A 12278-nucleotide genomic window follows, 5' to 3' on the forward strand; every position below is an offset into this window, starting at 1 on the left:
AGCTGCTGCCGCTGGAGCTGCTGCCGCTGGAGCTGCTGCCGCTGGAGCTGCTGCCGCTGGAGCTGCTGCCCCACCTGCGCTAGCACCTTTGCCTAAGTCAAAGCCTGCTTTGCCAGTCATATAAAGGATAGCATCAGTCAGCTCTTGCTCGGTTAATGAAGGGTCTCCGCCTTTAGCTGGCATTTGATTAAAACCATTGGTTGCAGATCCTAAAAGTCCTTGTAACCCTTTAGCAACCCGTGGCTCCCAAGCAGCTTTATCATCGATCTTAGGTGCATTTAAGACACCTGCGGTGTGGCAAGAGGTACAAACTGCATTAAATACTTGTTCACCTGTACGCGCTACTGGAGCAATCGATTTATCAACAGTGACTACAGTACCAATGGGCTGTAAGTTAGCAGCTGCAGCAGCTTCAAACATACTTGTATCATTAGCACCCACGGTTGAGTTACGGTGGATCGTACTGAATAGATTAGACACAAGTACCGCTACTGCTGTACCCAGAATCACTAAACCACCAATCAGAACTGGTTTAGCGTAAGGATCTTTTGGAATTGAAGCCACGTTGTTCTCCCTTAGATCGAACCTCGCTCGGTTCGCCACATAAGACTGAAAAAGTGAAAAAGCTGTTAAACGGGGGAGATTATATTGGAAGGAGCTAATACTCTCCAAGTACCGATTTTCAAAACTTGACCTTTATCATGGTTTATTTGCCACGAACTCGCTTTCTGGTAAGTTGAGAAGTTTGGATTCTCCGAAGCAGGCGAGTATACATAAAAACTTAGGTAAAAATTATCTTTCTTCAACTAAAAGTTCCCAACCAAGCCCTCTTGCAGCTTTAAGCTTTTGATGAGTTTTTACCAACTACGCTCTGTTGGTGCAGAATACCTTAGTTACCTACTGGTTTATTCAGCCTCTGTTTACCTAACTATTTAGGATTAGTAAGCAGGATCGCAAGTCTTATTTACACCTTTTTTACACCTCAAATGCCATTATCGGGCTGCCCCGGTACTATGTTTGCTGTAAGTATCTGCTGGTGGGCATTCCGATGCATTGGTGCAATGCATGTTTTTGTCATAAATGGAGGAGTCATCATACATGACAACAACAATCAACTGGGCCGCTATTGATAACGACCCACGCTTTCAGGCTTTGCATAAAAGGAAAACTAGTTTCCTGTGGGGCTTGATGATTTTTTCACTCATTTATTACTTCTTGTTGCCTATCGGTGCAGCGTACTTCCCTGACTTATTCAAGATCAAAGTTTGGGGACCTATGAATTTCGGCATTCTATTCGCGTTATCTGAGTTCGTCGTAGCTTGGACAATCGCGTTTATTTACACCCGCCGTGCAAATCGTGATTTTGATGCGATGTCTGCTGAAATTGTTCGCGACTCTAACCTAGGCTAATAAGGAGGTTACATGAAAAAATCTTTATGGATGGGGCCTTCAGCCCTTCTATTCATGCTTACTAGCCAAGCAGCACTTGCTGCCGATGCTGGCGCGGTAGCACCACAATATAAGTGGCTGACGTTTGCAGTCTTTGGCGCAATTATTGCCATGACGATGTTTGTTACTTATCGTGCTGCTAAGCAAACTCACTCAGCAACAGATTTCTATGCTGCGGGTCGTTCCGTTTCTGGTATCCAGAACGGTTGGGCGATTGCAGGTGACTATTTATCAGCAGCTTCTTTTTTAGGGATTGCGGGTCTGATTTCTCTCTACGGTTATGATGGATTCATGTACTCTGTGGGTTGGTTGGTTGCTTATATTACTGTATTGCTGATCATTGCTGAGCCATGCCGTAATATTGGTAAGTACACCCTAGGCGATATTTTAGCTTTCCGGAATAATCCAAAAGCTGCAAAAATCGTTGCTGCAATTTCTACTGTTACAGTTTCTACCTTCTACTTGACTGCGCAAATGGTCGGTGGTGGGGTACTGGTTAAAACTTTAATCGGTATTGAGTACGAAGTATCCGTTATTGTAGTTGGTATCTTAATGCTGACTTATGTTGTTTTCGGCGGTATGAAAGCAACAACTTGGGTTCAGATCATCAAAGCTATCCTCTTAGTAACAGCTTCTATTCTGTTAGTCTTGTTAACCTGGGGTCAATATGGTTTTTCATTACCTGGCTTCTTACAAGCAGCAGTTGATAATCCAGACATTCAAAAGCAAGTAGCTAAATTAATCGGTGATGCAGCTACTAACATGACTCCAGCAGAGTTAGGCCAACGTTTCTTAGAGCCAGGTTTATATCTGAAAAACCCAATTGACCAAATCTCTTTAGGTTTAGCTTTAGTATTGGGTACTGCAGGTATGCCACATATTCTGATGCGTTTCTTCACAGTACCAACTGCACAAGATGCACGTAAATCAGTTATTTGGGCGATGGCTATCATCGGCGGTTTCTATGTTCTGACTCTGTTCTTAGGTTTAGGCGCTGCTATGAATGTAACAGCTGCTAAAATCTCTGCCTTTGACCCAGGTGGTAACATGGCTGCACCTCTGTTAGCACAGTATGTAGGTGGTGGTGCTGACTCTATGTTAGGTAACTTGTTCTTAGCTTTCGTTGCTGCGGTTGCGTTTGCTACGATTGTTGCGGTTGTTGCAGGCTTGGTATTAGCTTCTGCTTCTGCAATGTCACATGACTTGTATGTCGGTGTATTCCGTGGTGAAAGTGCTTCTTCTCAAGAACAAATTACAGCTGCTCGGGTTGCAACAGGTATTGTTGGTGCTTTAGCGATCTATGTTGGTATCGCTGCTAAAGGTCAGAACGTCGCTCACTTAGTGGCTTTAGCGTTTGCGGTTGCAGCTTCTTCTAACTTACCTGCTGTATTCTTAACCTTGTATTGGAAGAAAACTAATACTTGGGGGATTGTTGCCGGTATGTTAGTGGGTGCAGGCACTGCAATTCTGTTGGTATTGCTATCTCCAAATATGACTTATCCATTAGCTAAAGTTGCTGATGCGAAAAAGGTATTAGATGGTACACCAGCAGCAGCAGCGGTTGAGGCATCTCCAGCACAAGGTGGATTCATGTGTGAACTGTTTGCTAGTGCAAACTGCAAGAAAGCAGTTAAAGCAGCAGCAGAAGCTCCCGCTAAACCTGGTGCGCGTGAAAAGTTAGCTAAAGCTGAGGGTGAGTTAGCCACTATCACTGATGAAACGGCTAAAGCGGCTAAAGAGAAAGAAATTGCTGGTTTGAAAACCACAATCTCTAAAGCTGAAGCTGATCTGAAGAAATTCGAAGGTCAAACAGTCAGTATGATGGGCTTAGAAAAACCATGGTTCCAATTAAAGAATCCAGGTTTGATCTCTATCCCATTAGGCTTCTTAGTGACTATCCTGCTGTCTTTGATCACTCGTGATCGTCGTTCAGAAGAAATGTGGGATGAGTTGTATGTTCGCCAAAACACTGGTATCGGTGCTGAAGCTGCACATGCTCACTAATCCCTAGCGAGTCTGCTAGATTTGGAACGCCCCATTATTGGGGCGTTTCTTTTTTGTGAGCCTAGAAAATTTGTTAATACTATTATTCAATAGTCAGCCTATATCTGTTGTGCTGTTAGTGCCATCTTTGTCCGCTTGCTATATATTACGCCCGTTTTGACCTTATGATTAAGGGTTGTGATAACTACCCTGACTGTTGTAAGGTAAAAAAGCTTTACCAATGGCTCCATAAGATCAAAGGTAAATGAAAGGGAGATGTGATTTTGATGGAAAATACATCAATTCTGGTGGTCGAAGATGAATACCGGATTCGGCAGTTTCTGCGTGCGGCCTTAGAGGGTGAAGGCTGTAAGGTTTTAGAGGCGCCTACGGTAGCAGCGGGTTTAGCCTTGGTCAGCGAATATAAGCCTGAATTAGTCATCTTAGATCTAGGACTACCAGATGCGGATGGTCGTCAGTTTATCCGGAGTCTGCGAGGCTGGTCGGATGTACCCATCATGGTTTTATCTGCGCGTAATCTGGAAGCAGACAAGGTAAGCCTTTTAGATGCGGGTGCTGATGATTATCTAGCTAAACCCTTTGGTGTGGCTGAGCTGCTAGCACGTTTGCGGGCGCTTAAACGGCGACGAGAGAAACGCCCTATGGATAGTTCGGCCATTGTAAAATTTGGTGAAGTGACCGTTGATCAAGTCAACCGCCTGACGTTTCGGAATGGCGAACCTGTTCATTTGACACCCCGTGAATACCATTTATTGACGATTATGTTAGCCCAACCTGGCAAAGTCTTAACGCAAAGGCAGTTATTGCGCGAGGTTTGGGGTGCTGGACATTCTGAGGATGGGCATTATTTGCGTATTTATATTGGGCGCTTACGCCAGAAATTAGAAAGTGATCCCTCTCAACCTCAGCATTTATTAACTGAAACCGGTGTTGGTTATCGGTTTTGCCAATAATTTACTTAGCTTATTAAAGAAAAAACCATAGGTACATAGACGTAGACAGCCTGGTTCGGTATGATTTGCAGCTCCAATTAAGCACCCTTAGCTCAGCTGGATAGAGCGTTGCCCTCCGGAGGCAAAGGTCAGAGGTTCGAATCCTCTAGGGTGCGCCATTGATTTAAGGATTGATTTCTAGGCGGAGTATCGGTAATCTTCCGCGCTTGCTGAGACATAAAGGAAGGTTATGAGACGCATTTTAGTCGCTGGTAACTGGAAGTTAAATGGCAATAAAGCCAGTATTCAACAACTAGTCAACAGTATTGTGACTGGTGCAAATGAGTTAACTAAGGTTTCAATAGCTGTTTGTGCGCCCTATGTTTATCTTCCTCTCACAGCTGAACTCTTAGGTTCTAGTGCAGTTGCTTTAGGTGCACAAGATGTCAGTGAGCAAGATAGCGGTGCATTCACTGGTGAAGTTTCCGCTCCTATGCTACTGGAAATCGGTTGTAAATACGTAATTGTTGGCCATTCTGAGCGCCGTGCATTGTTCGGTGAAAAGGATGGCGATACTGCTCGGAAATTTGCAGCAGCGCGTAAGCAAGGTTTAATTCCGATTTTGTGCTTAGGTGAATCACTCGCTGAGCGTGAAGCAGGTCAAACAGAAACTGTGGTAGCACGGCAACTAGACGCCGTTTTAGAGTTAGAAGGTGTGCAAGCGCTCAGTGATGCTGTGATTGCTTATGAACCTGTTTGGGCAATTGGCACGGGTAAAACTGCCACACCTGAGCAAGCGCAAGCAGTGCATGCTTTTATTCGTGAGCGGATTGCTGCACAAGATGAAGCGGTCGCCAAGAAAATACAGATTTTATATGGCGGCAGTGTGAAAGGCTCAAATGCTGCTGAGCTATTTGCCATGCAAGACATTGATGGTGGCTTGATTGGTGGTGCCTCGCTAGATGCTCAAGACTTCCTGAAGATTTGTCAGGCTGGGCAAAATCAGTGAGACTGATGGTTTATTTAGAAGTTAAAGATGCTTTATAATATTTTATTAATAGTACAAATTGTTGTTTCGGTCGCAATGATCGTGCTGATTTTAATGCAGCATGGTAAAGGGGCTGATGCAGGGGCAGCATTTGGTAGTGGTGCGTCAGGCACAGTGTTTGGTTCACGTGGCTCGGGTAACTTTTTAAGCCGTACGACTGCGATTTTAGCAACAGTCTTTTTTGTGAACTGTATTGCACTGGCTTGGATTGTTTCGCATCGTAGTACCACACCAACAAGTATTATGGATAGTGCTGTGCCAACTAGTACGACGGTACCTAAAATTGAAGTAGCACCTGCAAAACCTGTAGTTCCTACAAATAGTGAGGTGCCTACAGTACCAGGACAAAGCGCTCCGGTTGGTGCTGAAGTACCAAAAACAGATACGATACCTGCTGCGAGTACAGCTCCAGCAACAGCAGCTGAAGTTCCAGCTACACCTGCTACAACTGAAGCTAAACCTGCCGCCGCTAGTGGTGAAGCAGCAACAACTGAACAAAAGAAACCTTAAGGTTTCAACGGGATTGCCGTCGTGGTGGAATTGGTAGACACGCTACCTTGAGGTGGTAGTGACCCTAGGTCGTGCGAGTTCGAGTCTCGCCGTCGGCACAAAACAAAAAAGCCCTGATTCGTAACTGAGTCGGGGCTTTTTTTTCTAGTGGGACTAAAATCTTCTCTTGGATTGATCAAGTCAATAGGTATATAAACGAGTATATTCCTTTAGCCTCTTTTAGATTTTTAACTGATCTCGAAACAGTGCTCGTGCTTTACTCAGTTTCGGGCTAATCACGGCTTGGCAATAGCCTGCGCCTGGATTACTCCGATAGTAATTTTGATGATAATCCTCTGCTGGATAAAAGATTTCTGCAGGCATAATTTGTGTCACTATGGGATCATCAAAGTGAGCCTGCATTTCTTGCACTACCTGTTGAGCGGTGGCTTGCTGTTCAGTGCTATGGGTAAAGATCACGCTGCGGTATTGTGTGCCCCGATCTGCTCCTTGCCGATTCAAGGTAGTTGGATCATGGGTGGTTAAATGGATGCGTAGCAAATCGGCATAGCTGATTTGGCTAGGATCAAACTGAAGCTGAATCACTTCGGCATGTCCTGTATTACCATTGCATACACTGCGATAGTCAGGATTGAGCATTTGCCCGCCGCTATAGCCACTTATCACTTGCTTAACCCCACGCAACTGTTGGAACACGGCTTCAGTACACCAAAAACACCCGCCACCTAGCACGATAGTTTCAGTCATAAAAACCTCGCAAAGCCTTGAAAACATTGGGGTTCTTGGGATAGGATGCTTCTGTTCGTGTTTGAAATGCTGCAAAAACAGGCAAATTTTTCAAACATTTTTAACCACAGACAAGAGCAGAGAAGCCAGCATGACAGCCCACCCCAAGAGGAAGAACCTAAGCATAGTGGAACGGAACGGAAGAACCTACTACAAGGTGCAGATCAACAAAGCCACGCTTGGGCTGAAGGTGAACAAGACGTTCAAGGACTACGAGCAAGCAATTGAATTCCTGAACGCTTGTGAGAACAAACTTGGGCAGAAATCAGTAAAAACACTGCTGGAGGCGGAAGACGCAACGAAAAGAATTATTGAAGAATACATGACAGAGCCTCCGCTTTCCAAGTATATGGAGGAATACATTAAAACCTATGTAATGCCCAAATACGAGCAATACAACACAGGAAACGAAAAAGATAAATACAAATTGAGGCAACGAGACACATTGCTTTCAAAGCTCAGAAATACAATTCAAATTCCAATTGAACATGAAGTTCAGACAGATTGGAAACTGAGCCCAATGATCTACAGCCCAAGGGAAAAAACCAAGCTGGCAGACCTTAAACCAAGAGAGATCACAGCCGATGATGTAAATCAATTGATTCTTGCACTGAAAAAGAAAAAATTGAAACCTCTTTCAATTTCGGACTATATCAGCAAGCTATCAGTTTTTTGGCGAAAAATTGGACACCTTGACCGAACACTAAAAAACCTCTCAAACCCATTTTTAATGTATGACAAAGATTTGATTACAATGGGTGAAAAGAGGTTTAAGAAAAAAGCTTTCAGGTTTACCACCGAAAAACTACGAGCAGTTGTTGAAGTCTTCAAAGCCAATGGGAACCCAGAATTTAGGGCAATCATTCACCTAATGTATAAACTGGGACTGAGAAGGCAAGAAGCTATTCTTTTAGAAAAATCCCAAATTTCCGAAAAACCAACACCAAATATTTACATTCAATCAAAGAACACCGAACGGATTGTTTACCTGAATGAACGTCAATGGAGGTTTGTTAAATCACTGATTAAGCCAGACCAAGAACGACTTTTCACATATAAGGTTCTTGGCTTTGATGGTTCATTTGTGAAGACATTTAGGAAACACGAAATTGACCAGCATTCATTCAGAAAAGACTATGTTTCAAGAATGGTTGAAAAGATTGGACTTTCAAACAGTATTCTTTTGAGCCAACTTTTGGGACTGAATACACCAAGGGCAATCGAAAGACTGAAAGGAACGATTGCAGAGCCACAAATGGCAAACCTCACACAAGCCGAACTTTTGAAACAAATTGGACATGCAAACTCACGGATTACGGCAGAGCATTATTTTTCCTTCAAGCAATAGCTCAAAGAACTCTAATTTTTAACAATAAAATCAATACAATTCAAATACAGTTCTTTAAACTATACAAAGCAAATTTTGTGGTATAATTTTTATGACTCAACCTAAAAACGGATAAGGCAACCAAATGAACACACTTGAAGAAATTCAAAAGCAAATTGAAGCATTGCAACAACAAGCAAAAGAATTGATTCAGCAAAAGAAGTCTGAAATTCTGGCTGAAGTTGTGAAGAATATTAAAACCTATGGTTTGACTGCTGAAGAATGCGGATTCCATTTTTCAGAACCACAAAAGGCAACCAAGGCAAAAACAAGCTTGGTTGAGAAGATGAAGGCAGAACCCATGTTTCGTGGTCCTAATGGTGAAGAATGGGCGGGAGGACGTGGAGCCAAACCTAAATGGGTTAAACAAATTATTGAAACAGGTGGAAATATTCAAGACTACTTGATTAAAAAATAAAATGGCAACAAACAGCAGCTCCCAAGAGCCCATGAAATTCAAAATTCTTGATACATTTGCTGGTGCTGGCGGGTTTAGCCTGGGCTTTCAATTGGCCGGAGCTGAACTTGTTGGCGCAATAGAAAGAGACAGCTGGGCAAGTGAAACTTTTAAATTTAATCATCCAGATGCAATTGTGTTGCACCGAGACATAACAAGTCTTACAGATGAAGAAATTTTAGAAAGTTTTGGCACAAGAAAACCAAATGTAATACTTGGTGGACCACCCTGCCAAGGATTTTCTATTTGCAATAAAAACAGTGGCGACCCAAAAGATCCACGAAATTCCTTGTTTGAAGAATTTATTCGAGTTGGCAGGATACTGAAACCAGAAATTATGATTATGGAAAATGTTCCAAATCTAATTAAGGCCAAAACAGAATCAAAAGAACTGGTTATTGATATTATCGTAAGTGAGCTAAAAAAACTAGGCTACTTTACAAATTATAAAATTCTTGAGGCTACCGATTACGGTGTTCCACAAATCAGAAAACGCCTTGTTGTAATAGCGACAAAAAAAGAAATCAACGATCCATTTCCACCAAAAACGCATGCAGTTGAAGAAAATGAAGATTTATTCAATTCTGGATATTTAAAGTGCCCTACTCTTTGGGAAGCTATATCTGACCTTCCAGAAATTGAAGCGCGAGAGGGCGCAGAAGTGCAGGCATATACTAAAGAGGCTCAAAATAGCTACCAGGCCACACTTCGGGATGGCGCAAAGGAACTATATAACCACAAGGCCATGAACCACTCACAACGGCTTGTAGAACGGTTTAAATCTATGGAATGGGGGCACAGCACCTCGGATGTTCCAGACCACCTTAAACCTCTAAAAAGAAATAGCACAGAAATTTCAGATAAAGTCTACGACCAAAATAATAGACGAATGTATCCGCACAAACCTTGCCATACTGTGCCAGCTTCTTTTTATGCCAATTTCGTACATCCGTTCAAGAATAGAAATTTTACAGCCCGCGAAGGTGCCCGAATTCAATCATTTCCTGATTGGTATGTCTTCAAGGGAAAACCAACTGTAGTCAGTCACAAATTGCTGAATCGCGAAGGCAGAACAGAGGACACCCACCTTTGTCAATACAATCAGATCGGCAACGCAGTTCCTCCAATTATGGCAAAAGCAATTGCGGAACACCTTATGAAGAATTATCAGGAGTAATCATGTTTGTTCACGGAAACAATTTAGAGCAAAAAGAAAATCACACCACCAAATACCGTGATGCAGAGTCGCGTAAATATTTGGCAGAAATCCGTGTGCGATATGATAAATGGAAAAAAGACAACGAGGATTTAAAAGGACCCTTCAAGTACAAATCAGATAGTGACTCAAAAATAATAAAAAAGAGAGTTGCACTCTTAAACGAGTACAAAGATTTCGTGGATCAGCAACACTATGCTGAAAAATTTGACTCACGCTCTAATCTTCACTCATCTATTCTGGAAGAATTTATGTATTATTTATTTAGAGATTTAGTTCTTGGAATCTCTAAATCAGCATTAATTGGGAAATCTCATTCTTTCAAGGATGTATTTTTTAGAGCACCCTCATATGAGGCAATGGTAAAAGCTCCTCATGCTCTCGTTGAAAAGAAAGATCATGATTTTGCTATTGGTGCAAGCGTCAACGCAAAAATGACTTGTAACGGATCAGGAATAATAGAAGATCACACTTGGGACATTCCAGCAGTAGCTATTGAGTGTAAAACTTATCTTGATAAGACAATGCTTCAAGATGTCTCAACGGCCGCAGAACAGCTAAAGCAGAAGAATCCTGATGCTATGTATATAGTTGTTGCTGAATGGCTAAAACTCACGGAATCCGTTAATCTAAAAAAATACAAGATAGATCAAATCTATATATTCAGAAAGCAAAAGAACACTGACCGTGAATTTAGATATTCCAATGAATATATAAAGAATCCAATCTACGATGATGTAGTTCTGCACTGCTTCACAACTGTTAGAGAATTTCTAACTACAGATTGGGCTGGCGGAATTGCACACGGACTAGAGCAAGGATATTTAATTACAAATTAGTATTGACAAATTAAATTTTGTTCGTAATATATGAATGTCTGAGGACTGCTCAATTCATATTGACGGAAAACAGGAAAGCCAGCGCGAGCTGGCTTTTTTGTTTTCTATATCTACTCTTGACAAAATAAAATTATTTATTATATTAAAATTTAAGTGTTTTATGCGTCGATTGAATCGGAGCAGTCCTCAGAAAACTTCTCTAATTCTCTTCCCGATTGGAACACCCGAACTACCAGAAAGCCGAATGTAGAAGGCGGGGACAAAACAAAACTGACTACCATAGCCCCTTTAAGCAAAACTGGAATAAACGTTTTTAAAGCTACAACAATGGGAACTTAACAAAGTAGCAACGAAGCTGAATCTGGACCGTGTTAAGGGGTTTTTTAAGAGCCTGAACCAGAGAATGAAGTAACTTAAAAATAACTTCTGCCGGTAAATGGGCATAAAGCCTGAATCGGAATAGCTCAAAACCTGATGAACTTCGGGTTAGGGGAAGCTATGCCGATTCAGGCATAACAAAGATCAATACCAATCAAAATAGATCAATACTAATCAAAGAATATTCTATTGCACAATCTATCAATAGACAGATAAATTCATTAAAAGAATAGAAAAATTCAATAAATGTATGAATAAATAACAAATTAAGCTTAAAGAATAAAAAATTGACGAGGCACGCAAACAATAAATTCTCAAAAAAGCTTGACTTTACATTTTAGAAACAGAAAATGTCTTGCAAATATTGCGGGAAAATATATTTTTAAATAAAAGCAATTTATATGACTTATCAAAAAAATCCCAAGACCGATGACCTTATATATATTTTTTCATTTCCAAAAGAATTTTGTCAATTCTTGAATTTTAGAAATGTAAGCTATAAAGAATTAGACAAATACTTTAAAGCGAAAATAATAGCTGAATTTAAAACTTGGAAATTAAAAGAAGAACTGAACAAAAAACTCCCTAAAAATTCCCCGTCTTCAAAGGTAGTCAAGATCTAAAAAAGTCGTATGAGACTAAATTCTCAATTCTTTTGATTTATGAATTAAGTACCGAACTTGCCGGCCTTTCATTTATATTTGTAATTTCAGAATTGACTTTACTTTTGTTTTTGATTTAATAGAAGAAGAGAAAAAAATTCGAAGCAAGCCCAATCATTCCCATAGAGGAATGAGTAAAAATCTTTTGGGGTTCCCCCAATCCCCTGTTTGTCTCAGTCGACCAATAAGAAGAAAAAGGAAGGTCAAAAATGGAAATAAAAAAGAAAAAATCAGCGGGTCAATCAGGCTCAGATGGCAACGAAGAATTGAGGACAAAAATTGTTTCTCTCTATCTTTCACCAACAGAATTTAAAAAACTGACTGAATATTTTAGCAAGTCGGCACAAACAACAATGGCAAATTTTTGCAGAGAAAAATTGTTGTCTAAACCAGGCACAACCACGGATAAAAAAGAAATTTTGTCTGAAATTTCATTCAGCATTTATCAGCAATCAAAAATCAGCACAAACATAAACCAAATAGCCAAAAAGGTTAATGCCTTAAAAAAAGACTACCCTGAATTACTTTCAGAACTTCAATCAGAACTTGAAGAGTTGAAGCAGTTGAATAAATCTATGCTTTCCAAGTTTAAGAAAATTGGGAGCTGAAA

At 41.0% G+C, this 12278-nt stretch carries 12 protein-coding genes and 2 tRNA genes; 12 read left to right on the forward strand and 2 right to left on the reverse strand.

The window, feature by feature from the left end; translation table 11 throughout:
• The coding region (locus tag Q0230_RS12095) for a c-type cytochrome (protein WP_298610338.1) at positions 1-564 on the reverse strand (564 nt) is incomplete at its 3' end.
• A 534-nt stretch (positions 565-1098) separates the two neighbouring features.
• Between Q0230_RS12095 and Q0230_RS12100 the strand changes: the two genes are divergently transcribed.
• From Q0230_RS12100 to Q0230_RS12130, 7 genes are all read left to right on the forward strand, one after another.
• Entirely contained in the window at positions 1099-1410 is a 312-nt protein-coding gene (locus Q0230_RS12100) for a DUF485 domain-containing protein (RefSeq protein ID WP_298610340.1), read from the forward strand.
• 12 nt (positions 1411-1422) lie between these two features.
• Entirely contained in the window at positions 1423-3453 is a 2031-nt protein-coding gene (locus Q0230_RS12105) for a cation acetate symporter (RefSeq protein WP_298610343.1), read from the forward strand.
• A gap of 266 nt (positions 3454-3719) precedes the next feature.
• Positions 3720-4406 carry a response regulator gene (locus Q0230_RS12110; RefSeq protein WP_298610344.1) on the forward strand — a complete coding sequence of 229 codons (687 nt, stop codon included), beginning with the start codon at positions 3720-3722 and terminating at the stop codon, positions 4404-4406.
• Between the two features lie 81 nt (positions 4407-4487).
• Positions 4488-4564, forward strand: a tRNA-Arg gene (locus tag Q0230_RS12115).
• A gap of 71 nt (positions 4565-4635) precedes the next feature.
• Positions 4636-5394 carry a triose-phosphate isomerase gene (gene tpiA, locus Q0230_RS12120; protein WP_298610345.1) on the forward strand — a complete coding sequence of 253 codons (759 nt, stop codon included), beginning with the start codon at positions 4636-4638 and terminating at the stop codon, positions 5392-5394.
• Between the two features lie 27 nt (positions 5395-5421).
• Complete coding sequence (secG, locus tag Q0230_RS12125; protein WP_298610347.1) at positions 5422-5943, forward strand: preprotein translocase subunit SecG; 522 nt, start codon at positions 5422-5424, stop codon at positions 5941-5943.
• 15 nt (positions 5944-5958) lie between these two features.
• Positions 5959-6041, forward strand: a tRNA-Leu gene (locus Q0230_RS12130).
• Positions 6042-6162: 121 nt separating this feature from the next.
• Here the strand turns inward: Q0230_RS12130 and msrA are convergent.
• Positions 6163-6690: a peptide-methionine (S)-S-oxide reductase MsrA gene (gene msrA / locus Q0230_RS12135; RefSeq protein WP_298610348.1), complete on the reverse strand. Its 528-nt coding sequence runs from the start codon at positions 6688-6690 to the stop codon at positions 6163-6165.
• Between the two features lie 130 nt (positions 6691-6820).
• Here msrA and Q0230_RS12140 point away from each other — a divergent pair, with 130 nt between their 5' ends.
• The 5 genes from Q0230_RS12140 to Q0230_RS12160 all read left to right on the forward strand — a co-directional run bounded on the left by Q0230_RS12140 (position 6821) and on the right by Q0230_RS12160 (position 12276).
• Complete coding sequence (locus Q0230_RS12140; RefSeq protein ID WP_298610349.1) at positions 6821-8077, forward strand: hypothetical protein; 1257 nt, start codon at positions 6821-6823, stop codon at positions 8075-8077.
• A gap of 124 nt (positions 8078-8201) precedes the next feature.
• The gene (locus Q0230_RS12145; RefSeq protein ID WP_298610350.1) at positions 8202-8534 is read left to right on the forward strand and encodes an H-NS histone family protein; all 333 of its coding nucleotides are present in this window, start codon (positions 8202-8204) and stop codon (positions 8532-8534) included.
• A 31-nt stretch (positions 8535-8565) separates the two neighbouring features.
• The gene (locus Q0230_RS12150; RefSeq protein ID WP_298610351.1) at positions 8566-9750 is read left to right on the forward strand and encodes a DNA cytosine methyltransferase; all 1185 of its coding nucleotides are present in this window, start codon (positions 8566-8568) and stop codon (positions 9748-9750) included.
• A gap of 2 nt (positions 9751-9752) precedes the next feature.
• Positions 9753-10628 carry a Bpu10I family restriction endonuclease gene (locus tag Q0230_RS12155; RefSeq protein ID WP_298610352.1) on the forward strand — a complete coding sequence of 292 codons (876 nt, stop codon included), beginning with the start codon at positions 9753-9755 and terminating at the stop codon, positions 10626-10628.
• Positions 10629-11877: 1249 nt separating this feature from the next.
• Complete coding sequence (locus Q0230_RS12160; protein ID WP_298610353.1) at positions 11878-12276, forward strand: MobC family plasmid mobilization relaxosome protein; 399 nt, start codon at positions 11878-11880, stop codon at positions 12274-12276.
• Positions 12277-12278: the final 2 nt, after the last annotated feature.

This window comes from uncultured Thiothrix sp. (assembly GCF_937876535.1).
Classification (GTDB): domain Bacteria; phylum Pseudomonadota; class Gammaproteobacteria; order Thiotrichales; family Thiotrichaceae; genus Thiolinea.